This window comes from Ruminococcus gauvreauii (genome assembly GCF_025151995.1).
GTDB lineage: Bacteria > Bacillota > Clostridia > Lachnospirales > Lachnospiraceae > Ruminococcus_G > Ruminococcus_G gauvreauii.
Genome location: NZ_CP102290.1, coordinates 40,578 through 61,847, shown reverse-complemented (window position 1 = coordinate 61,847; position 21,270 = coordinate 40,578). Strand labels below are relative to the sequence as shown.

22 protein-coding genes are annotated in these 21,270 nt (G+C 47.8%); 13 read left to right on the top strand and 9 right to left on the bottom strand.

Features of this window, described 5'->3' with window-relative positions:
- Nucleotides 1-13 precede the first annotated feature (13 nt).
- Together NQ502_RS00305 and NQ502_RS00300 are read left to right on the top strand one after the other, a co-directional pair.
- The gene (locus NQ502_RS00305) at nt 14-760 is read left to right on the top strand and encodes a class I SAM-dependent methyltransferase (protein ID WP_207637653.1); all 747 of its coding nucleotides are present in this window, start codon (nt 14-16) and stop codon (nt 758-760) included.
- Between the two features lie 77 nt (nt 761-837).
- The gene (locus tag NQ502_RS00300) at nt 838-1,617 is read left to right on the top strand and encodes a nitroreductase family protein (RefSeq protein ID WP_028527870.1); all 780 of its coding nucleotides are present in this window, start codon (nt 838-840) and stop codon (nt 1,615-1,617) included.
- 91 nt (nt 1,618-1,708) lie between these two features.
- Here the strand turns inward: NQ502_RS00300 and NQ502_RS00295 are convergent, their stop codons facing one another.
- From NQ502_RS00295 to NQ502_RS00280, 4 genes are all read right to left on the bottom strand, one after another.
- Nucleotides 1,709-2,041 carry a CGGC domain-containing protein gene (locus tag NQ502_RS00295; RefSeq protein ID WP_028527871.1) on the bottom strand — a complete coding sequence of 111 codons (333 nt, stop codon included), beginning with the start codon at nt 2,039-2,041 and terminating at the stop codon, nt 1,709-1,711.
- Nucleotides 2,042-2,145: 104 nt separating this feature from the next.
- Nucleotides 2,146-3,462 carry a sodium-dependent transporter gene (locus NQ502_RS00290; protein WP_028527872.1) on the bottom strand — a complete coding sequence of 439 codons (1,317 nt, stop codon included), beginning with the start codon at nt 3,460-3,462 and terminating at the stop codon, nt 2,146-2,148.
- Between the two features lie 63 nt (nt 3,463-3,525).
- On the bottom strand, nt 3,526-5,988 hold the full coding sequence (locus NQ502_RS00285; RefSeq protein WP_028527873.1) for a cation-translocating P-type ATPase: 2,463 nt from the start codon (nt 5,986-5,988) through the stop codon (nt 3,526-3,528).
- Nucleotides 5,989-6,019: 31 nt separating this feature from the next.
- Entirely contained in the window at nt 6,020-7,768 is a 1,749-nt protein-coding gene (locus tag NQ502_RS00280) for an Rqc2 family fibronectin-binding protein (RefSeq protein ID WP_028527874.1), read from the bottom strand.
- Between the two features lie 139 nt (nt 7,769-7,907).
- Between NQ502_RS00280 and NQ502_RS00275 the strand changes: the two genes are divergently transcribed.
- The 7 genes from NQ502_RS00275 (at nt 7,908) to NQ502_RS00245 (ending at nt 13,200) form a co-directional block, all read left to right on the top strand.
- On the top strand, nt 7,908-8,786 hold the full coding sequence (locus tag NQ502_RS00275; protein WP_028527875.1) for a YicC/YloC family endoribonuclease: 879 nt from the start codon (nt 7,908-7,910) through the stop codon (nt 8,784-8,786).
- Between the two features lie 13 nt (nt 8,787-8,799).
- Nucleotides 8,800-9,075, top strand: a complete 276-nt coding sequence (locus NQ502_RS00270; RefSeq protein WP_028527876.1) for a DUF370 domain-containing protein — start codon at nt 8,800-8,802, stop codon at nt 9,073-9,075.
- Entirely contained in the window at nt 9,065-9,691 is a 627-nt protein-coding gene (gene gmk, locus NQ502_RS00265) for a guanylate kinase (RefSeq protein ID WP_028527877.1), read from the top strand. The genes NQ502_RS00270 and gmk overlap by 11 nt, the downstream gene beginning before the upstream one ends.
- Before the next feature lie 19 nt (nt 9,692-9,710).
- Nucleotides 9,711-9,977: a DNA-directed RNA polymerase subunit omega gene (gene rpoZ, locus NQ502_RS00260; protein WP_028527878.1), complete on the top strand. Its 267-nt coding sequence runs from the start codon at nt 9,711-9,713 to the stop codon at nt 9,975-9,977.
- Nucleotides 9,978-10,063: 86 nt separating this feature from the next.
- The gene (gene rimO, locus NQ502_RS00255) at nt 10,064-11,401 is read left to right on the top strand and encodes a 30S ribosomal protein S12 methylthiotransferase RimO (protein ID WP_028527879.1); all 1,338 of its coding nucleotides are present in this window, start codon (nt 10,064-10,066) and stop codon (nt 11,399-11,401) included.
- On the top strand, nt 11,385-11,924 hold the full coding sequence (gene pgsA, locus NQ502_RS00250; protein WP_028527880.1) for a CDP-diacylglycerol--glycerol-3-phosphate 3-phosphatidyltransferase: 540 nt from the start codon (nt 11,385-11,387) through the stop codon (nt 11,922-11,924). The genes rimO and pgsA overlap by 17 nt, the downstream gene beginning before the upstream one ends.
- Before the next feature lie 16 nt (nt 11,925-11,940).
- Nucleotides 11,941-13,200 carry a competence/damage-inducible protein A gene (locus tag NQ502_RS00245; RefSeq protein WP_028527881.1) on the top strand — a complete coding sequence of 420 codons (1,260 nt, stop codon included), beginning with the start codon at nt 11,941-11,943 and terminating at the stop codon, nt 13,198-13,200.
- A gap of 32 nt (nt 13,201-13,232) precedes the next feature.
- Here the strand turns inward: NQ502_RS00245 and NQ502_RS00240 are convergent, their stop codons facing one another.
- Together NQ502_RS00240 and NQ502_RS00235 are read right to left on the bottom strand one after the other, a co-directional pair.
- Nucleotides 13,233-13,508: a hypothetical protein gene (locus NQ502_RS00240; RefSeq protein ID WP_028527882.1), complete on the bottom strand. Its 276-nt coding sequence runs from the start codon at nt 13,506-13,508 to the stop codon at nt 13,233-13,235.
- A 3-nt stretch (nt 13,509-13,511) separates the two neighbouring features.
- Complete coding sequence (locus tag NQ502_RS00235) at nt 13,512-13,862, bottom strand: hypothetical protein (RefSeq protein ID WP_044983049.1); 351 nt, start codon at nt 13,860-13,862, stop codon at nt 13,512-13,514.
- Between the two features lie 111 nt (nt 13,863-13,973).
- On the opposite strand from NQ502_RS00235, the gene NQ502_RS00230 reads away from it, so the two are divergent.
- The gene (locus tag NQ502_RS00230) at nt 13,974-14,132 is read left to right on the top strand and encodes a hypothetical protein (protein ID WP_156887901.1); all 159 of its coding nucleotides are present in this window, start codon (nt 13,974-13,976) and stop codon (nt 14,130-14,132) included.
- A 25-nt stretch (nt 14,133-14,157) separates the two neighbouring features.
- On the opposite strand, the gene NQ502_RS00225 is transcribed toward NQ502_RS00230, so the two are convergent.
- Nucleotides 14,158-14,406: a hypothetical protein gene (locus tag NQ502_RS00225; RefSeq protein WP_028527883.1), complete on the bottom strand. Its 249-nt coding sequence runs from the start codon at nt 14,404-14,406 to the stop codon at nt 14,158-14,160.
- Between the two features lie 70 nt (nt 14,407-14,476).
- Nucleotides 14,477-16,174, bottom strand: a complete 1,698-nt coding sequence (locus NQ502_RS00220) for a S8 family peptidase (protein ID WP_028527884.1) — start codon at nt 16,172-16,174, stop codon at nt 14,477-14,479.
- A gap of 207 nt (nt 16,175-16,381) precedes the next feature.
- Here NQ502_RS00220 and NQ502_RS00215 point away from each other — a divergent pair, with 207 nt between their 5' ends.
- On the top strand, nt 16,382-17,221 hold the full coding sequence (locus NQ502_RS00215; RefSeq protein WP_028527886.1) for a S8 family peptidase: 840 nt from the start codon (nt 16,382-16,384) through the stop codon (nt 17,219-17,221).
- Nucleotides 17,222-17,296: 75 nt separating this feature from the next.
- A complete protein-coding gene (locus tag NQ502_RS00210) occupies nt 17,297-18,499 on the top strand; it encodes an NADP-dependent isocitrate dehydrogenase (RefSeq protein WP_028527887.1) in 1,203 nt (400 codons plus the stop codon).
- 54 nt (nt 18,500-18,553) lie between these two features.
- Here NQ502_RS00210 and abc-f read toward each other — a convergent pair whose 3' ends face one another.
- Nucleotides 18,554-20,464, bottom strand: coding sequence for a ribosomal protection-like ABC-F family protein (gene abc-f, locus NQ502_RS00205; RefSeq protein ID WP_028527888.1), 1,911 nt, complete (start codon nt 20,462-20,464; stop codon nt 18,554-18,556).
- Between the two features lie 151 nt (nt 20,465-20,615).
- Between abc-f and NQ502_RS00200 the strand changes: the two genes are divergently transcribed.
- Nucleotides 20,616-21,269, top strand: a complete 654-nt coding sequence (locus NQ502_RS00200) for a redox-sensing transcriptional repressor Rex (RefSeq protein WP_028527889.1) — start codon at nt 20,616-20,618, stop codon at nt 21,267-21,269.
- Nucleotide 21,270: the final 1 nt, after the last annotated feature.

Genomic DNA, 21,270 nt, shown 5'->3' with positions numbered 1-21,270 from the left:
ACGGAGGATGACGATGTTTAAAGAATTAGAGGAAGCATGGTCGCAGGACTCCGGCGGCTATGATGAGATGATCAAAGAACAGCTTGCAGATAAAAAGGAAGTAGCCTACTGGATGGAAGAGCTGAGACAAGTACTGGGAAATGAACCCAGGGATATTTTGGATGTAGGATGCGGACCTGGATTTCTGACAATTATTATGTCACGTCTTGGTCATCGTGTAAAAGCGATCGATGGTTCTGGGGGTATGGTGCGCTGCGCAGCGGGTAATTTTGCTGCAGAAGGGCTGGATGCGGATGTTCAGGTGGAAGATGCAGTCAAATTGCCGGAGGAGAGAAAGGCAAGTTATGATGTCATTATATCCAGAGACGTTGTCTGGACATTATATGATCCTCAGAAAGCTTTTGAGAGATGGCGAGAGGTTTTAAGACCGGAAGGCAGGATCATCATTTATGATGGAAATTACCGCCGCGGTCAAAATTCTCTTAAGATCACAGCATGGAAAGTTCTGTCACAATGTCTGATAACCGTGACGGAGAGGAAGATTCCGCGGAAAGCAGCACACGGAGAAGAGGAGGGCGTTTTTACCAGATTGCCGATGGTGATGTCGGAACGTCCGGATGCGGATCTGGAATTGCTTCGCGGGGCTGGTTATAAAAAGATCAGGATTACCAATGATCGATATCGAAACAGCCCTTCCCGAATGGAATTTTGGAAATACGGGTATCAGGGCAAAAAATTCAGGGTAATCGCCTGGAAATAGATGTAAATGATGATAAATGATGACGAGAATGCAGATCGGTGTTAAAATACAATCAGAGTATATAAGGAGATACAGATATGATAACAATTGATCAAAGAAAATGCATCGGCTGCGGACAGTGCATACAGGTCTGTCCATTTACCGTGCTGAAGCGCGGTGATGGCGGGAAAGCCGTACATACCGGAAAACCTTGTGTCGCCTGCATGCACTGTGCGGCAGTCTGCCCGAAAGAGGCAATCACTTATGATGGAGAATCTGCAGTCTCTGAGAAAGTACGTCCATTGCCGGAACAGTGCAGTGCAGCAGTAGAACAACTGATTTTCCAGAGGCGTTCCTACAGAAGATTCCAGAAAAAACAGGTACCCCGGGAATTGATAAAAAAAGCGCTGGACGCCGCAATGATCGCGCCGAGTGCCAAGAATCAGCACCCTGACAGATGGATCCTTATAGAGACGGAGGCCGTGAAGACGGAACTGATGGAATTGATTCTGCTGCACTGCAAAGAGAATCAGGTATCCATGGAGATCCTGTCAGAATATGAAAATCATAACAATCCTGTCATGGGAGAGAACGCGGTGCTGCTGATCGGAGTCTGCAAAGACGATGCGCTTAATCCATGGCAGGATACCGCCATTGCGCTTGCGTCGGCAGAATTGATCCTGCAGGCGGAAGGAGTCGGCACTTGCTGGGGCGGTTATCTGACACGGTTTGTGAATGCAATACCAAAATGCCGGAACCTGCTGGGCATTTCCGACGGCAGCAGTGCGTACGGTTCACTGATGTTGGGATATCCGGAAGGTCAGCAGTACCGGAAAATTCCCGTCAGGCTGGTAAAAGCTGAAGTGACTAGGTTTTAATTAATCGACGTGCCAGGAATGTTATACCGATACATAGAAAATTAAAAAGCAGAAGCCACTTGTTGAGAAACAAAAGGCTTCTGCTTTTTCGTCAATGTGTGTAATCGATGAACCGGATATCCTCACCCAGATCTTTTTGTATCAGATCCTTCATCTTTTTTGCAAAGGGACACGGGTAGCCGATCGGGGTTCCCTTCTGAATGCACGAGGCAAAAACGATCGTATCTGCTCCCCTTCTGACGAGTTCCCGGGCTCTCAGAACGGCTTTTTTCGCAGGACATCCGCCGCAGTTGATAAAGCCGATGACAGTAATCTCTTCCGTGACCCCTTCAAAGGCGCCCTTGCGTTCCCGGATCATCTTAAAGTCCGTTGTACCAGGACAATAATCCTCTGTCTGCATGCATCTGATAATTCCGATTTTCATCTTCATTCCTTCTTTCTGCTTCATGAATATGATTTGTCGTCTGGTAATTACGCTTATTATAGCATACATTATTTGGCTGTGACGCGAAAATAAATCTAAACTTTTCAGCCGATGCCGCCATAAAGGATACCGAGAATAAAGACGACAACCGCAAGTATTACGTAAATGTATTTTGAAACAAACTCAAAAAATTTCCCGACGGGTTTTGCCGCACCCAGATTCAGTTCCGTGTGTATTTCCCGTTTTCCCAGAACCCAGTAGATCATCACCGCTCCCAGAAGTGCGCCGAACGGTACAACATAGATCGTTATGGCATCCATCCAGCTTCCCAGCCGGCTCTCCGCTTCAATGAACAGACCGATACCGAAGATGATTGCCGATACGATGGCTACGGATACGTTTCGCTTTACACGGAGCAGTTTCTGTACAGCCTCCGCGCACACCTCAAACATGTTCATCAGGGAGGTGATCCCTGCAAACAGACAGGAGACGAAGAACAGGACAGCGATCACGCTTCCGAAAGGTATCTGTGCGAAAACCTTCGGCAGCGTGATGAACATCAGCGGCGGTCCGGAGGTCGGGTCCATGCCGAATGCAAAGACCGCCGGGATGATCGCAAGGCCTGCAAGCAGTGCGGAACATGTGTCCAACACCGCAGTCATCAGGGAGGAGTGGATAATATTTTCTGATTTGCTCAGATAGCTTCCATAGATGATCATGCCGGATCCTGTTATCGACAGAGAGAAGAACGCCTGCCCCATTGCCATGACCCAGGTATTCACCTTCAGCAGTGCGCTCCAGTCTGGAATAAACAGATATTGATACCCTTCCGAGGAGCCGGATAAGAACGCAACTCGTACGGCGATGATAAAAAACAGGACAAAAAAAGCAGGCATCATGATCTTGTTAATTTTCTCGATTCCCCTGGTGACACCCCGCATCAGAATGAACGCCGTCAGAAGAATGACGATCAGATGCCACGGCACGCTGCCAAGGGTTCCTGTCGCCTGAGCAAAATATGCTTCTGAGCCGGAGGTATTGATCGCATTTGTTGCTGAACCGAAAATGGAACGGAGAACCCAACCGACGATGACGGAATATCCGATGGCGATGCCGAAGGATCCGAGCAGCGGTATGGCTCCCAGGATCTTTCCCCCGCGTTTCCCACGGCTTTTCATCGCATAATCATAGGAGCCGACAGGCCCTGTACCCGTGAGGCGGCCGAGTGCAAACTCTCCGGACAATCCGACATATCCGAACAACGCGACGAACAGAAAATATGGAATCAGAAAGGCGGCGCCTCCATTCTGGCCGAGCCGGTATGGGAACATCCAGATATTGCCCATGCCGATCGCAGACCCCACCGATGCCAGAATAAACCCGATGCGGCTGTTAAAGGTATTTGTCTTTTCATTTTTCATTTGTTTCTCTTCTCCCTGAATAAGTCTAGTACTCTGATGCATTATTTAAAAGATTTCCGAATTTTATTTGTCTTTTGCTCTTTTTGTGTTTTCTCTTTTAAGCCGTTTCTTCTGACGCATAGTACTGAAGAACTTCTCGAGTGTTTCTATGATGCTGCTCGTATAGCGAAGAACAGGTTCTGTCGCCAGAGCGAATACACCGAGAAGCATACCGCATTTCAGGGATACCATACTGATAGCAAAAAGGTTATTGACAAAGAAAATGCAGATCAGCATACCAACGGTCACTCCGGTAAATACGGTCCAGCGCATTCTGTTCATCGGTTTGCTGATGCGGTAAAGGATCATAAGTCCGACAGCCGCGAGCAGGAGCGTGGAGGCGGTGGATATGTCCGTCGAATCCACCCCGAACACCAGACCGAATACAACGAGCGCACTCACAATAAAGAAGTCAGTAAGCCCCGCCGGCAGCGCCTTTAACAGGACGTTTGTGATAAAATGGCCTTCAATGATTTTTTCGTTTGGTTCCAGTGCAAGAAGAAAACCGGGGATACCGATCGTGAACATACTGATCAGAGATATCTGTGACGGTTCCAGCGGATAATTGATCATAAATGCGATCGAGAACATTGCCATCAGGAAAGAGAAAATATTCTTGACCAGAAACAGGCTGGCAGAACGCTGGATATTATTCACAACACGTCTGCCCTCCAGTACAACCGACGGCATACAGGCAAAATTTGAGTCCAGCAGGACGAGCTGTGAAGCCTGTGCGGCGGCATCACTTCCGGAGGCCATGGCAACACTGCAGTCTGCATCTTTCAGCGCGAGTACGTCATTGACGCCATCCCCCGTCATAGCGACGGTTTTCCCCTGGCTTTTCAAGGCCTTGACAAACTGCCGCTTCTGGTTTGGCGTGACTCTTCCGAACACCGTATACTTCTGCATAGCCTGACTGACATCGTCTTCCGTCAGCAGTGTCTGTGCATCTACGTATTGATCCGCGTTCTGTATGCCGGCCTGCATTGCCACTTTGGATACTGTGACCGGGTTGTCGCCGGAGATAACTTTGATATCGACGCCCTGTGCGGCAAAATATTCAAAGGTAGACTTGGCTTCCTTACGGATCGGATTGGACAGGAGCACCAGGCACAGAGGGGTCACAGGGGAAGTGAGTTCTTTCCCGTCGGCAGTTCCGTGATAGCGGGCGAAAATCAGTACCCGGTATCCTTCACTGCTGTGTGACTCGATCTCTTCCCGGTATTCATCGTACTGTGAACGCAGGATGAATTCCGGTGCGCCGATGACATAGGAATCACTTCCGAATACTGCGCTGCTGTATTTGTACGCGGAAGAAAAGGATGTTGTGGACGCCGCTATTTTTCCGGTGACATCGCGGAAACGCTCCTTCATTGCGGCCATGGTGATATTGTCTTTTGACATCGCATACACGAAGTCACCGAGCATCAGTTCGAGAGGGCCGTCTTCATGTTCCCTGTATCCATCCAGCGGGATCACGTCGTTGACTTCCATGGTGTTTTCGGTGATTGTCCCTGTCTTATCGACACAGAGCACATTGACACGGGCGAGCGTCTCGATACACTTCATGTCGTGGACAAGTACTTTTTTCCCGGCCAGCCGCATGACGCTCACGACCAGGGCAATGCTGGCAAGGAGATATAATCCCTCCGGTATCATACCGATGACGGCGGCTACCATGGAGGTGATGCTGGACTGCAGAGAGGCTTTCGCAAACAGCAGCTGCTGAACGACCAGCACGGCGCCGATCGGTATGATAATGATACCGACAGTAAGTACGAGGTTATTCAGGGAACGGATCATCTCAGACTGTTCTCCTTCCTTCGCCGCTTTCGCTTCGGTCGTCAGCTTGGATACGTATGAATCCGCACCGACTTTTTCAAGCCTGGCAAGGCATCTGCCGGATACGACGAAGCTTCCGGAGAGGAGGGAATCGTCTTTTTTCTTGGTGATCTCGTCCGATTCACCGGTTATCAGAGACTCATTAACCTGTACCTCACCGCTCATGACACGTGCATCCGCGGGTATCTGATTGCCGGCCGAGAACAGGACAATGTCATCTAATACGAGGCCGTCAGCCGGTATGGTCTGTTCTTCTCCGCCGCGGATGACGGCGGCCTTGGGTGCGTTCAGCACCGTCAGTTTATCCAGAACATTTTTCGAACGGATTTCCTGAATGATGCCGATTAAGGTGTTTGCGATGATCACAGGAAGAAACGTCAGGTCGCGGAAAGAGCCGACCAGAATTAAAAGTACTGCGATGACAGCGAACACGAGGTTGAAATACGTCAGCAGGTTGCCCAGTATGATTTCTTTTACACTTTTAGAAGGAGGATCAACCGGTGTGTTGACACACCCCTGACGGATGTGTTCTTCCACCTGTTCCAGGGTCAGGCCGGTATGAATATCCGGAGAAAACCGGGTGATCGTCCGACTGACTTCTTCGATCAGAGGTTCCTCCTTCGCTTTTTTCACTAATTTTTTCATAAAGCTCCTATCTGTCCATGAATCTGTCTTATCATTTGTTCCCCTCAGCGGACTTTATCCCGGAGATGTCCGGTTCGATCAGCAGTGAATAGTTCGTAGGATAGATGACGAATCCGGGTTTCGCGCCTTTCGGCTTTTTCAGATTTTTCCGCTGAGTATAATCGATTTCCACTTTCGGAGCGCTGCGGCCTTTCGAATAATAGGCTGCGAGGCGCCCCGCTTCCTCGAAGGTGGTATCCGGAAGTTCGCTGCCGTCCCCTTTTATGATCACGTGCGATCCCGGCTGGCCTTTTGCGTGGAACCACCAGTCATTTCCGTTTGCAAACTTAAAAGTCAATTCATCGTTTTGAAAATTATTCTTACCAACGTAAATATGATATCCGTCACTTGAAACATAGTGATACGGTTTCGTGGTTATCCTGACCTTTTTCCCGCCGTCATGTTTTCGTTTGATATATCCGAATTCCACCAGTTCCTCTTTGATCTGAACGAGATCTTCCTCTGCACGGGCGATGTCGAGCGCAACTGAAATAGATTCCAGATGTTCGATCTCCGATCTCGTCTCGGCGAGAAGCGAATCGAGCGCATCCGAAGTCCGCTTCAGCTTGTTATACCGCTCAAAGTATTTCTTTGCATTTTCAGATGGCTCCAGCTGCGGATCCAGTGGGACGGTAATCATTTCATTGGTATAGTAGTTCATTGCTTCAAATGACTTTGCCTTTGGTTCCAGATTGTATCCGTAAGCGTTGATCAGTTCACCGTACACACGGTATTTTTCCTTCTTTTCCGTGTCTTTCAGCTGTTTTTGCTGCAGCTGATATTTTTTTACGCTGCGCTCCAGTGAGGTTTGCACGATCCGCCTGAGTTCAGACGACTTCTGCCGGATACGGGTCACGATATTTCGCGCTGCATAGTAAGCTTCCAGCATTGCACTGACCGATTCATATGTAACGGACTGGAAATTCTGATACAGCGAAAGCGTAAGACTGGAGAATTCCACCGGTTCTTTATCTTTATAAATAATATTCGGTGTAAATGCAGCGCCGCTTACATCCTCCATCATTCGAAGAAATGTATGATACAGGTGTGTCTTTTCGAGTCCGTCCAGTGAATCTGTGGATGCGCCGCCGTCTATGGAAGCCCGGCTGCATAACTCCTCACCGATGAGCGGGCTGATCCCGGTAAGAGAACTGTACAGCGCCTTCCCGACCGGTAACGGTCTTGTCAGCACGTGATTCATAAATTCATCCTGAGTTACGCAAAAAGGATTATATTTTTCGCGTGTCTCCGGAATAAAATAATCCCGTCCGGGAAGAACTTCGCGGACAGAACTCATGTGTGCGGAAACGTGTTTAATACTGTCAATGATACAAAAGTCTTCATTGCAGAAAATGATGTTGCTGTGCTTTCCCATAATTTCTATGATCAGATATTTCCTGCAGAGGTCTCCCAGTTCATTCAGATGTTCAAGCTTAATCTGAATAATACGTTCCAGACCCGGCTGGGTAATGCCAAGGATCCTGGCACTGCCGATATGCTTGCGAAGGAGCATACAGAAGTTCGGAGCGGTCAGAGGGCTCGGCTTTTTATTTTTTGTGAGATAGATCAGCGGCAGGGAAGCGTTTGCAGAAATAAACAGATGATGCTGTTCTTTATTGTTTTTAACTGTGATCAGAAGCTCATCATTTTCAGGCTGTGCGATCTTATTGATTTTTCCTCCGGTGATGGTCTGATTCAGTTCCGATGTGATGTTTGCTATTGTAATACCGTCAAATGCCATATTCTTCTCCTTTTATGAATTTATTATAGCAGAAAAAAATGATTTGACTAGGGTTTTGTAATGAATTATAATAAATTTGTATGTTTAAGTGCGAGGCACTTTTCATGCAATCATTGAAAGAAATGAGAAGAGTATTAACATGATGAAAAGTATGACAGGGTTTGGGCGTTCTGAGGTGCAGGACGAACAATACAGGTTTACGGTTGAGATGAAATCGGTTAACCATCGGTATCTGGATTTTAATTTTAAGATACCGAAGAAGTTAAGCTTGTTTGAATCCGCCGTCCGCAGCGTATTAAAGGAATATATGCAGCGCGGAAAAGTGGATGTTTTTATCACGTATGAAAACTATACTCAGAGCCGGATCTCTTTGAAATACAACAGAGATATCGCCAGACAGTATCTGGATTACCTGCAGGAGATGGAACGTGATTTTTCAATCGAAAATGATATCACGGTTTCCGGTCTGTCGCGTTATCCGGAGGTTTTTACCATGGAAGAACAGCCGGCTGATGAGGAAGAACTCTGGGGAATTCTGGAACAGGCACTCAGAAATGCCGCAAAAGCATTCTCCTCTTCCAGGGAAAAAGAGGGAGCAGATCTTAAGAACGACCTGCTTGAGAAACTGGAAGGAATGCAGGAGAAGGTTGCCGCAATCGAGGTCCGTTCCCCGGAAATCATGAAGGAATACCGCGAAAAGCTGGAAAAGAAACTCGGTGAGCTGCTGGAAGACAATCAGATCGAGGAGTCCAGAATTGCCGCGGAAGTTATACTGTTTGCAGACAAGATCTGTACAGACGAGGAAACCGTCAGACTGAAGAGTCACATTGACAACATGAGACACGTATTGTCGGACGGAGACGGCATCGGAAGAAAGCTGGATTTTATCGCACAGGAGATGAACCGGGAAGCCAATACGATCCTGTCCAAAGCAAATGATCTGGAGACTTCCAATATCGCGATAGACCTTAAGACAGAGATTGAAAAGGTGCGGGAACAGATTCAGAACATTGAATAAGTGAGGAATCATTTTGACTAGACTGATTAATATCGGATTTGGCAACGTCATCAACGCAGAGAAAATAGTCGCTGTTGTGAGCCCGGATGCGGCTCCCGTCAAACGCATGGTACAGCACGCCAAAGAGAACGGCAATATTATCGATGCAACCCAGGGACGGCGTACGAAAGCTGTAGTGATCACGGAAGAAAATTTTGTGGTCCTCTCTGCCTTGCAGGCGGAGACGATCAGCAAGCGTGTGAATACGGGACGCACAGCGGACGAAAAAGGGGATAGCTATGAACCATAAGGGAATTTTAGTGGTGGTGTCCGGATTTTCCGGCTCAGGAAAAGGAACTTTGATGAACCGTCTGATGGAAAAATACGATAATTATGCACTCTCAGTGTCGGCGACAACAAGATCTCCGAGAGCGGGAGAATGTGACGGAAGGGAATATTTTTTTAAAACGCAGGAAGAGTTTAAAGAAATGATTCAGGAGGATGCATTTATTGAATATGCCCGTTACGTAGATAATTATTATGGTACTCCAAAGAAATATGTCCAGGAGCAGCTTGATTCCGGGAGAGACGTGATCCTGGAGATTGAGATGCAGGGGGCACTGAAAGTCAAGGAAAAGATGCCGGAGACACTGCTGATCTTTGTGACGCCGCCCAGCGTACAGGAGCTGAAAAGGAGACTGCAGGGACGGGGAACGGAGTCCGGCGAGATCATCGATGCGCGCATGGCACAGGCGAAAGAGGAAGTAAAGTTTATGGAATTTTACGACCACGTACTGGTCAATGAGACAAATCAGGAGGAATCCTGTGTCGATGAGATGCATCAGGTGATTCAATGCGCACATACGAAAACTTCTCAGAACAGAGAATTTATCGAACATATCAGGGAACAATTGAAAGAGGTATAGTGAAAGGAGACTGAAAATTATGATCCATCCATCATATTCGGAATTAATGCAGGTGATCAACAAGGATATCGACGCTGATGAGGCACCGCTGGTAAACAGCCGTTATTCGATCGTCCTGGCTACCAGTAAACGGGCAAGACAGATCATCAGCGGTGCAGAACCGTTTGTCAGAGCTGGAGGCAAGAAACCGCTGTCGATTGCAGTGGAAGAGATGTATGACGGGAAAGTGAAGATTCTTCCGGAGGATTTCGAAGCAGAAGAGGGCGACGGAACAGAAGAATTTTAAGAACCGTAAGAGCAAGCTGTTACGCAGTCGCTGACTGTTGTAGCAGCTTTCTTCAAAAGATACAAAATTCTAAAAGGAGCAAAATCATGCAAATTTTATTTATCTCGCTTGGCTGTGATAAAAACCTTGTAGATTCCGAGGAGATGCTGGGGTTATTGGAGAACAGGGGATATACCGTCACAGACGATGAGACGGCTGCAGACATCATTGTTGTAAATACCTGCTGTTTCATTCACGATGCCAGGGAAGAGAGCATCCAGACGATACTGGATATGGCGAAGTACCGTACGGAAGGAAGGGCAAAGGCGCTGGTTGTGACGGGATGCCTTGCACAGCGCTATCAGGAAGAAATTCGGCAGGAGATCCCGGAAGTGGATGCCGTACTCGGAACCGCCAGCTATGATGAGATAGCGGATGCTCTGGATGAAGTGCTACGGGGGAATGCCTATACATCGTTTCAGGATATCGACCGTCTTCCTGATGTGGATGCGGGGCGTCTCATCACAACAGGCGGCGCATATGAATATCTGAAAATAGCGGAGGGTTGTGAAAAACACTGTACTTACTGTATCATACCCAGGATACGCGGAGGCTACCGGAGCGTGCCGATGGAGAAACTTCTCACACAGGCGCGGTATCTGGCGGAGGCCGGGGTTAAGGAACTGATCGTGATTGCCCAGGAGACAACGCTCTACGGCAAAGATCTTTACGGAGAAAAGTCGCTGCACCGGCTGCTGCGGGAGCTCTGCCGCATTGACGGCCTGGTTTGGATCCGTCTCATGTACTGCTACCCGGAAGAGATCTATCCTGAGCTGATCCGGACGATCAGGGAGGAACCGAAGATCTGCCATTATATGGATATTCCGATTCAGCACTGCAGCGACCAGATACTGAAACGGATGGGACGCAGAACTTCAAAGCAGGATCTGGAAAAAATTATCACAGAAATCCGGGAACAGATACCCGACATGGTGCTTCGGACCACACTGATCACCGGCTTTCCGGGAGAGACAAAGGAAGATCATGAGGAATTGAAACAGTTTGTTGCCGATATGGCATTCGACCGCCTTGGTGTCTTTACTTACTCTCCGGAAGAAGATACACCAGCCGCCTCCATGGCAGATCAGATTGCGGAGGAGGTCAAGGAGGAACGTCAGGCGGAATTGATGGAACTGCAGCAGGATGTGTCACTGGAGCTCGGTGAAGAGCGGGTCGGACAGAAACTGTTCGTGTTTATCGAAGGGAAAGTGGCGGATGAGGATGCGTATGTGGGCAGGACATATGCCGACGCACCGGGGATCGACGGATACATATTCGTCAATACACAGACGCCGCTGATGACGGGGGATTTTGTACAGGTGACCGTGACCGGGTCGCTTGAATATGATTTGATTGGAGAAATAGCCGATGAATACACCGAATAAGCTGACATTGCTTCGTGTTATTATGATACCGTTTTTTGTTGTTTTTATGCTGGTGCCGATAGCGGGACCACATACCAAATGGATTTCCCTGGCGCTCTTTATTGTCGCCAGCCTGACTGATGCACTCGATGGCTATCTGGCAAGAAGAGACAACCTGGTTACAAATTTCGGGAAGTTTATGGATCCGCTCGCTGACAAGCTTTTAGTCTGCTCGGCATTAATTTGTTTGATCGAGCTGGATAAAATACCGTCCTGGGTGGTTATCATTATTATAGCAAGAGAATTTATCATCAGCGGTTTTCGTCTGATCGCATCGGACAACGGCATCGTCATTGCGGCCAGCTACTGGGGAAAAGCAAAGACGATCTCTCAGATGGTGATGATCATTCTTTTGATCGCTGATCTGGGAAGCGTATTCGGCACACTGGAACAGATTTTTATCTATCTGTCTCTGGCTCTGACCGTTGTTTCCCTGATCGATTATCTGTTGAAAAATAGAAGCGTATTAACCATGCAGAGCTGATTTAGGAGGGATACAAATGGTTGCAGAACTGGTTACAGTCGGAACAGAAATACTGCTCGGCAATATTGTAAATACCAACGCCGCATATTTATCGGAAATGTGCGCAAAACTTGGACTTACGGTTTACTATGAAACATCGGTCGGCGATAATCCCGAGCGCATGCTGCAGACAATACAAACAGCGGTTGAACGTTCAGACATCGTGATTCTGTCAGGGGGTCTCGGACCGACGAAGGATGATATCACAAAGGATATTGCGGCGCGCGTCATGGGAAAAGAACTCGTTGAGGATCCTCATACGAGAGATCGGATCCAGCAATATTTCGATAATCTGAGCATTAAACGGCCGGAAGTGAAGATCACAGAGAACAACTGGTGCCAGGCGATGATCCCAAAAGGCGCTGTTGTGCTGGACAACGAAAACGGAACGGCTCCTGGACTTATCATAGAAGAGGGAGAAAAGACCGTAATCCTGCTGCCGGGACCGCCGAATGAGCTGAAGCCGATGTTTGAGCGCCAGGTTTATCCTTATCTGCAGGAGAAGCAGCCGGAAGTCATCGTATCACAGATGGTGAAAATCTGCGGGATCGGCGAGAGTATGGTGGAGACCATGATCGAGGACCTGATCGACGGACAGAGCAATCCAACCATTGCTCCTTATGCTAAAACAGGTGAAGTCCACCTGAGGATCACAGCAAAAGCAAAGTCAAACGGAGAGGCAAAAAAACTGATCAAACCTGTGCTGCGTGAACTGAAACTGCGGTTCGGCAAGAATATCTATGCAACGGAAGAGAAGAAGTCGCTGGAGGAGGCCGTCGTAGATTTGCTGAGAGACAAGAACATGACCCTTACCTGCGCGGAGTCCTGTACCGGCGGTGCACTGTCTGCGCGCATTGTCAACGTATCCGGTGCTTCTGATGTGTTTAAGCAGGGATTTGTCACGTATTCCAATAAAGCGAAGCGCAAATACCTCATGGTTAAGAAGTCAACGCTGAAAATGTACGGGGCAGTCAGTGAGAAGACGGCAAAGGAAATGGCAAAAGGCGGATGCTTTACAACAGGTTCCGACGTATGCGTAGGGATTACCGGAATTGCAGGGCCTGGCGGCGGAACTTCAGATAAACCGGTGGGACTGGTCTATATCGGCTGCTGTGTAGACGGACATATAACTGTCAGAGAGTATCATTTTAATGGAAACCGATCGAAAATCAGGGAACAGGCAGTTGTCTATGCGCTGACTTTGCTCCGCGACTGTATCCTGCAAAGTTATTCATAAACAGCACCATAAGAAAAAAGGGACGAAAGTCCCTATTTTTTTATGGTTTTCAGCAGTGTCAGCATTTTTTCAATCTGTGCGGCTTCTTTTTTTGATTTACCGCTTTTCAGAACCTCCACGATCATATCCATCTCTTCCGGAGAAAATGTCATACCGCTCTTTTTGGACTGCTGCATGGCCATCATTAAAAAGGGCATCATATCCTGTTTGCTTTTTCCTTCACCCTGAGAGGCCAGGGACTGAAGCATCTGTAGTTTTGCCATATCCATTGATGCGAGATTCGGGTGTTTCATCCAATCCTGATCCATATCCTATTCCTCCTCCTCCATATTCTGAAGCATCATAAACATCTGGGCAGTCTGAAACGCATTAAGCATACCATCAATGGAATCGTGCAGAGATCCGCTGGTGTACTGCTGAATATCACGCAGCATCTCTTCCGGAGAAACTGTAGTCTCTTCGGATGACATGATCGACATATCCATGTGAGGCTGATTAAACATCGACATTGTTTTTCTCAATTCCATAAATTTTGTCAAAAGAGAGAGTGTTTTTCTGCCATTTGGGGACACATAGGGAATGGCGGCTTTCATCATCTGAAGACTGTCGTCGTTGACCATCTGGTCGAGTGTTGTCATTTGCGGGGTGCTTTTTTCTTTCATGGCACAACCTTTTATTTTTTTAAATCTTATGATTTTATTATCTACTATATGACAGGTTCAGGAATTTTGACATATGATATTAGAAAATGATATGGAGGTTCAGGATTTGTCATGGACGAAAAAAAGAAAAAACTGATTGTTGAAGGGAATGCTCTTTATGAAATAGATATGGAATGCGTGGAACATAAAAAAGACAGGATGCGCGATATGAAAAATGGCGGATTCAGAAAGAAACGAAGAGATACAGAAAGAAAGGCGCCGGGGAGATAATCCCCGGCGCCTTTTGGTATGATCATTATCCGCAGATGGAGCCGCATCCGCCGCAGCAGAAGAGCAGAAGGATAATCAGCAGACAGCAGTTGTCACCGCCGAATCCGCCGCCGCAGCCACCGCCGCAGCCACAGCTGTCGCCATTGCCACAGCAGCAGAGAAGCAGGATGATCCAGATAATGGAATTACATCCGCCGCCTCCGAAACAAGAATTACCGGAATCACATCCGGAATCACATCCACATCCACAGTTTGTAGCAGCTAAATCACTCATGTAAAGTTCCTCCAAATTTTGTTTACACTCCATCATATGTAAATCGGTTCCGTGTTGCTACAAAAAAAGTTCAGGTTTCGAAAAAAGATGTAAACGAACGATAAACATTCAGTTTTCCGTAGCCCCATTCGCGGTTGGGATATACGATTCCTGGGTCCCGTACAGTACCCCGGATCAGAAAATCTCTGATTTCAGCAGAGTTGAACAGCAGAAAAGGACTGCGTTTCAGTCCCCACTCCATGACAAGTGCGGCACTTCCGGCCGTCAGGCCCGCTGCAAGGCAGGAACCGGTGCGTGTTGTCAGATTGCCGCGTGCATTCATTCCGGTCAGACCGACTCCCGGTGCGCAGAAATCAGGTTTTTGTACATCCAAAGTCGTATTTCCGCGGCCCGAATTCAGGTACAGGCTGTTGCTGTATGCGTCATACGTTCCTGTTGCAATGATATTGGACGCATCGGATGGCGCCGTAAGAGTGGTATAGGCATCCGGCTTGAGGAACACGATATCCGGTTCTGTGAATCCATAAACCGGAAGCCACATGTGAAAGGAGCCGAAGAGAACACGGGGCCCGTAGACTCTGACCCGCCAGATTCCCGGGGATGGGCGGCGAAAACGCATGAAGATAAGCTGACTGCCTGTGACAGCCTGGATCGTTTCATAGTGCACTTCGATCGTGGTGGGATCTAAAATAAAACCTGCATTTACCGTATTGTTCAGCCCAAATGGTATCCGTGAGACAACTTCACCGGTGGGGGAGACGAAGCCTACAGAGAATGCATCGGGAGAGCGCACCCATGTTTCGAGGAAAAATCCAGGGGATCCTTCAGGGACCAGAATCTCTACGGTCTCATAGGAGACGCTTTCCGGAAGTTCTCCGTAGTAGTGGTGAGCGCGTCCCGCCTCATTACCACATGCCGCCACAACAGCATTCGTGATCAGCGTGCTCGTTCCGGACAATACAACAGACAGCGGCATCCCGCCGGCATGGTCGCCCTGATTGCTTCCGAGTCCGATACATACCACCAGCGGGATCTGAAGTTCCATGGCAAGATTTCTCAGATAGGAATAAGCCATGATAATATCCGTTTCCTGGAAAACCGGGTCCGTCCCGGAGTAATAAAAGAATTCTTTCAGATAATCTTTAGCTTCCTTCAGCTTTACCATTGCAATCATGGATTCGGGCGCTGCACCGATAAAGTTTTCCTCCGGAAGTGCAGAACCCGCCGTGACACTTGCCAGAAATGTGCCATGTCCATTTGTGTCAGTGGAGGGCACGACATCAAGAGGATTATCAGCCTGAAGGGCCTGATTGATCTCTTCCCGGCGATATTCCGTGCCGTATGGGAAATGCCGGGGGGTAGCCCCGCCCTGCAGGCTCTGATCCCAGATGGCCTCGATTCTTGTATTTCCGGCAGCATCACGGAATACCCGGTTGGTATAATCAATTCCGGTATCAATGAAACCGATCAGTACCCCCGATCCTGTAAGATTCAGGTTGGTAAGATTCTGTACCTGTGTGATTCCTGAGATCTCCAGGCTGGTGGTGTCCTGCAGCATAAAAAGATTCGGAATGGTATTGTACCTTGTATACTCAAAAAGTGCTGTGTTCCTGGGAGCGGGAACATTGAGAAGAGAATATGCACTATCCATTTCAAGCAGCCTGATCTCCGGAAGGATATCAGACAGAGTCGAGAGATCAAATATGGAAGGGATAATGTAATCATAATAATCGTTGGAGACAATTGCTTCCTGTAAAGAATTTGGCATTATGTGTAGTCCTGTTTTTTTACTATCCTATGCAGGAACATATACGGTCAATCAGAAAGTTTTATCCGCGCTGCAGGAAACGGGGCAGGATGTGCCCCTGTTGAATACGTTAATATTAGTAACAGTTCAGGACGGCGGGGAAATTGGTGCAGAAAGATGCGCCGTCCTGAACAGCTGCTAATATTAAATAAGCAAGAAGGTCTATGTATGAAAGTTAATAAGTATACGGGGAAAGGCATCGGTGTAGCTGTGTTGGACACCGGAATCTTTCCCCATACTGATTTCGATAACAGAATCTTGTATTTTCAGGATTTCGTACAGAAGAAGCCGGAGCCCTATGATGATAACGGTCACGGCACACATGTGTCCGGTATTATAGCAGGAAGCGGAAGAGCCTGCGGCGGAAAATGGCACGGCATGGCTCCGGGATGTCATCTGATAGGCTTAAAAGTGCTTGACAAGGCGGGAAATGGAATGCAGCAGAATACACTGCGCGCACTCGACTGGATCAGAAGATATCATGACAGATTCCATATCCGCATTGTCAATATATCCGTCGGATCAATCACACAGAATCAGCGGCAGCACGATGAACTGATACGTTCCGTTGAGGCAATCTGGGATCTGGGAATTGTTGTTGTGGCAGCGGCAGGAAACGGCGGACCAAGACCGGGAAGCATCACGGCACCCGGAAGCAGTAAAAAAGTAATCACCGTAGGATCAAGCGATATGCTCGATGCGCATCATCTGCTTTCCGGCATAGGGCCGACAGCAGAATGTGTCTGCAAACCGGATATCGTCTGCAGGGGTCATGAGATACTGTCGTGCTCCGCAGCGCCATCCGGTACGGAGTACGTGAGAAAAAGCGGCACTTCCATGTCCACACCGTATATTTCAGGGGCGATAGCACTCGCACTGGAAAGAGATCCGCTGCTCACAAATGTGGAAGTCAAGATGATGCTGCGGGACTGTGCCAGAGATCTTGGGTTCTCACACAATCAGCAGGGGTGGGGAGAATTTGATTTTGAGAAATTTATGAACTATTGACAATTATCCGACATTTGCATACAATAGAGAGCGTGTAAAGAATTGTACAATCAGGCATGGATACAGGAGGATACTATGGAAAAAATCAAGATGACGACCCCGCTGGTGGAGATGGACGGAGATGAGATGACGCGGATTCTCTGGCAGATGATCAAGGAAGAACTGCTGCTGCCGTTCATCGATCTGAAGACAGAATATTACGATCTGGGTCTGAAACATAGAAACGATACAGATGACCAGGTGACTGTGGACTCTGCAAATGCAACGAAGAAATACGGAGTTGCAGTCAAGTGCGCCACGATCACACCCAATGCAGCAAGAATGACAGAATATGATTTAAAGGAAATGTATAAAAGCCCGAACGGAACAATCCGTGCAATGCTGGACGGGACTGTATTCCGCGCACCGATCGTTGTCAAAGGTATTGAACCCTGCGTGAAAAACTGGAAAAAACCGATTACGCTCGCAAGGCATGCATATGGGGATGTCTACAAGAATACGGAAATGATCGTACCGGGACCCGGAAAAGTAGAACTGGTATATACTGCCGAGGACGGATCCGAGACCAGAGAACTTGTTCATAATTTTGCAGGGCCGGGCATCGCTCAGGGAATGCATAACTTAGACAATTCCATCGAAAGCTTTGCAAAGAGCTGTTTCAACTACGCCCTGGACATCAAACAGGATCTCTGGTTTGCGACGAAAGACACGATTTCCAAGAAATACGATCATACGTTCAAAGACATTTTCCAGGAGATCTACGATCGTGAATATAAGGAGAAATTCGAAGCAGCAGGCATTGAGTATTTCTACACACTGATCGACGATGCCGTTGCACGCGTGATGAAAGCAGAAGGCGGATTTATCTGGGCGTGCAAGAATTACGATGGTGATGTGATGAGTGATATGGTATCCTCCGCCTTCGGTTCGCTTGCCATGATGACATCTGTCCTCGTCTCACCTCACGGATATTTTGAATATGAGGCGGCGCACGGAACCGTTCAGCGCCATTACTACAAACATTTAAACGGAGAAGAAACCTCAACAAACTCTGTGGCAACGATCTTTGCATGGACCGGTGCTCTCAGAAAGAGAGGGGAGATGGATGGCATTTCTGAACTGTGCGGGTTTGCGGACAGACTGGAAAAGGCCACACTCACAACGATCGAAAATGGTAAGATGACAAAAGATCTTGCCCTTATCACATCCATACAGGATCCGACGGTGCTCAACAGCAGAGATTTTATACTGGAGATCCGCAAAGAGCTTGAAAAGTAAACAGCAATTGCAGGAGGCGGCTGATTTGATATCAACCGCCCCTTTTTTCACGATTTATTCCGCAAGCATTTCCCACTGTTCATACAGATCCTCCAGCCTGAGTGAAATGTCCGCCTGCTCTGATGACAGTTCGATGCACTTCGCAGGATCCGTTGCCACGTCCGGCAAAATAAGTTTCTCATCAATTTCACTGCTGCGTTTTTCCAGAGCAGTAATTTCCGATTCCACTCTCTTCAGTTCATTTTCACGTTTCCGCCTGCGGGCCTGTTCTTCTTTCTGCTGCTGCCAGGAGACCTTTGTCTCAGACGTTTCCGCCGGTGTTTCTTCCGTTGATTTGCCCGCTGTACAGCGAAGGGTGAGTTCGTCCTTTTTCTCAAGATAATAATCGTAATTTCCGATATAATTGACGAACGTTTCGTTTACGAGATCCAGAATGCGTGTCGCCGTCTGATTGATAAAATAACGGTCGTGTGACACATACAATACGGTTCCGGTATACTGGTTCAGCGCCTGCTCGAGAATTTCCTTTGATGTGATGTCCAGGTGGTTTGTAGGCTCATCCAGAATCAGGAAATTCGCATTGGACAGCATCAGTTTTGCGAGCGAGACACGGCCCCGCTCCCCGCCGCTTAAGGTCTTGATCTGCTGAAAGACGTCGTCTCCGGTAAATAAAAATGCAGCGAGCACGTTGCGTATCCGCGTCCCGGTCAGGTCAGGAAATGCATCGGAGATTTCCTGAAATATGGTCTTTTCCATGTCAAGCACATGATGTTCCTGGTCGTAGTAACCGATATGAACGTTGCTTCCCAGCGTGAAGCGCCCGGCATCCGGTTCCACCAGCTGATTTAATATTTTCAGGATCGTGGTTTTTCCGGTGCCGTTTGCACCGATGACCGCTATCCGTTCACCGCGTTTGACTTCGAAAGAAAGGTCATGGAACAGGCGCAGGCCGGGATACGATTTGGATAGCGATTCGACGGACAGCACGTCGTTTCCGCTTTGAATGCACGGTTCCAGGATCAGACGCATCTCATCGTTGACCTCCCGGGGTTTTTCCAGCACTTCTATTTTTTCCAGCATTTTCTCCCGGCTCTCCGCACGCTTGACGGATTTTTCGCGGTTGAAAGATTTCAGTTTGGCGATCACTTCCTCCTGGTGACGTATTTCCTGCTGCTGGTTCAGATACGCTTTGATTTTTGCCTCACGCACCTGTGTACGCTTTTTTGCGTAATCAGAATAATTGCCGGTATACGTTGTCAGGACGGATTGTTCCAGTTCGAAGACCTTTGTCACAATGCGGTCAATAAAATAGCGGTCATGTGAGACGATCAGGACCGCTCCGGGATAATGCTGCAAAAATGATTCCAGCCATGCAATGGAGTCAATGTCGAGATGATTCGTAGGTTCATCCAGCAGAAGCACGTCGGGTTTCTGCAACAGCAGTTTCCCGAGTGCGACACGCGTCTTCTGACCGCCGGACAGCGTACTTATGGTTTTGGAAAAGTCTTCATCCTCGAAACCGAGACCTTTCAGCACACCTGTAACCTCACTTCTGCAGGCATAACCATTTTCAAGTTCGAAGGCCTCGCAAACCCGGTGATAGCTCTCCATCAGGCGCTCAAGCTCCTGCCCCTCAAGGGTCTTCATGGCTGATTCCATCTGCCGCATGGTTTCCTCCATCTGAAGAACGGGGCGTTTGATTTCCAGTACTTCATCGTAAATGGAAGCGCTGCTGTTCATATCCTGATGCTGTGCGAGATATCCCAGCGTCTTGTTTTTTGCCAGGATCACCTCGCCGCCGTCTTTTGAAATTTCACCTGCAATGATCTTCAGCATGGTGGATTTTCCGGTACCGTTTGCACCGACGAGAGCAGTTTTCTCATGATCTTCAATGTGAAAGGAAGCGTCATGTAAAATAACGTTTGTTCCAAAAGATTTTTCTATATTATGGCATGATAATATCATTCGTAATTGTATCTCCTTATCTTAAAATCTGCTGACTCCAACATCATTATATGAAAAGTATGAAAAAAATACAAGAAAAACAGCGTTCTGTTTGACAAACTTATAACAAAAAGATATAATAAAATGAGGTTTAAGACAGGAGGATCTGGTTGTGGACGGAAAGGGAATTTCCAAAGCGGTCATCACGAGGTTACCAAGATATTACCGTTATCTGGGCGAACTGCTGGAGAATGGTGTGGAACGCATCTCGTCCAACGATTTGAGTAAACAGATGAAGGTAACAGCTTCGCAGATTCGTCAGGATCTGAACAACTTCGGCGGTTTTGGCCAACAGGGATATGGTTATAATGTGAGGTTTCTCTATAATGAGATTGGCAGAATTTTGGGACTCGACCACGTACATTCCATGATTATCATCGGTGCCGGTCATTTGGGCCAGGCTCTTGCCAATTACGTAAAATTTGAGAAGCGGGGTTTTAAGATTATCGGCATTTTTGATATCAATCCGAATCTGAAGGGAAGCATGGTACGCGGGATCGGCATACAGATGCTGGATGAACTTCCTAAGTTTCTGGAGGAATACACAGTAGAGATCGCAACACTCACGATTCCGAAAGACAGTGCACGGGAGGTCGCAGAACTTCTGGTTGCCAATGGCATCAAAGCGATCTGGAATTTTGCACATATCGATTTGAATCTGGTCCTCCCTTCAGATATTATCGTAGAAAATGTACATCTGTCAGAAAGCCTGATGAGGCTTTCCTATAACCTGACACATGCGGAAAATAAGCAGAAAAAAATGTAGA

Bases quoted from the DNA above. Each gene is read 5' to 3' on its own strand.
- NQ502_RS00305 (WP_207637653.1), top strand. From the start codon at position 14: ATGTTTAAAGAATTAGAGGAAGCATGGTCGCAGGACTCCGGCGGCTAT.
- NQ502_RS00300 (WP_028527870.1), top strand. From the start codon at position 838: ATGATAACAATTGATCAAAGAAAATGCATCGGCTGCGGACAGTGCATA.
- NQ502_RS00295 (WP_028527871.1), bottom strand. From the start codon at position 2,041: ATGAAAATCGGAATTATCAGATGCATGCAGACAGAGGATTATTGTCCT.
- NQ502_RS00290 (WP_028527872.1), bottom strand. From the start codon at position 3,462: ATGAAAAATGAAAAGACAAATACCTTTAACAGCCGCATCGGGTTTATT.
- NQ502_RS00285 (WP_028527873.1), bottom strand. From the start codon at position 5,988: ATGAAAAAATTAGTGAAAAAAGCGAAGGAGGAACCTCTGATCGAAGAA.
- NQ502_RS00280 (WP_028527874.1), bottom strand. From the start codon at position 7,768: ATGGCATTTGACGGTATTACAATAGCAAACATCACATCGGAACTGAAT.
- NQ502_RS00275 (WP_028527875.1), top strand. From the start codon at position 7,908: ATGATGAAAAGTATGACAGGGTTTGGGCGTTCTGAGGTGCAGGACGAA.
- gmk (WP_028527877.1), top strand. From the start codon at position 9,065: ATGAACCATAAGGGAATTTTAGTGGTGGTGTCCGGATTTTCCGGCTCA.
- rpoZ (WP_028527878.1), top strand. From the start codon at position 9,711: ATGATCCATCCATCATATTCGGAATTAATGCAGGTGATCAACAAGGAT.
- rimO (WP_028527879.1), top strand. From the start codon at position 10,064: ATGCAAATTTTATTTATCTCGCTTGGCTGTGATAAAAACCTTGTAGAT.
- pgsA (WP_028527880.1), top strand. From the start codon at position 11,385: ATGAATACACCGAATAAGCTGACATTGCTTCGTGTTATTATGATACCG.
- NQ502_RS00245 (WP_028527881.1), top strand. From the start codon at position 11,941: ATGGTTGCAGAACTGGTTACAGTCGGAACAGAAATACTGCTCGGCAAT.
- NQ502_RS00240 (WP_028527882.1), bottom strand. From the start codon at position 13,508: ATGGATCAGGATTGGATGAAACACCCGAATCTCGCATCAATGGATATG.
- NQ502_RS00235 (WP_044983049.1), bottom strand. From the start codon at position 13,862: ATGAAAGAAAAAAGCACCCCGCAAATGACAACACTCGACCAGATGGTC.
- NQ502_RS00230 (WP_156887901.1), top strand. From the start codon at position 13,974: ATGGACGAAAAAAAGAAAAAACTGATTGTTGAAGGGAATGCTCTTTAT.
- NQ502_RS00225 (WP_028527883.1), bottom strand. From the start codon at position 14,406: ATGAGTGATTTAGCTGCTACAAACTGTGGATGTGGATGTGATTCCGGA.
- NQ502_RS00220 (WP_028527884.1), bottom strand. From the start codon at position 16,174: ATGCCAAATTCTTTACAGGAAGCAATTGTCTCCAACGATTATTATGAT.
- NQ502_RS00215 (WP_028527886.1), top strand. From the start codon at position 16,382: ATGAAAGTTAATAAGTATACGGGGAAAGGCATCGGTGTAGCTGTGTTG.
- NQ502_RS00210 (WP_028527887.1), top strand. From the start codon at position 17,297: ATGGAAAAAATCAAGATGACGACCCCGCTGGTGGAGATGGACGGAGAT.
- abc-f (WP_028527888.1), bottom strand. From the start codon at position 20,464: ATGATATTATCATGCCATAATATAGAAAAATCTTTTGGAACAAACGTT.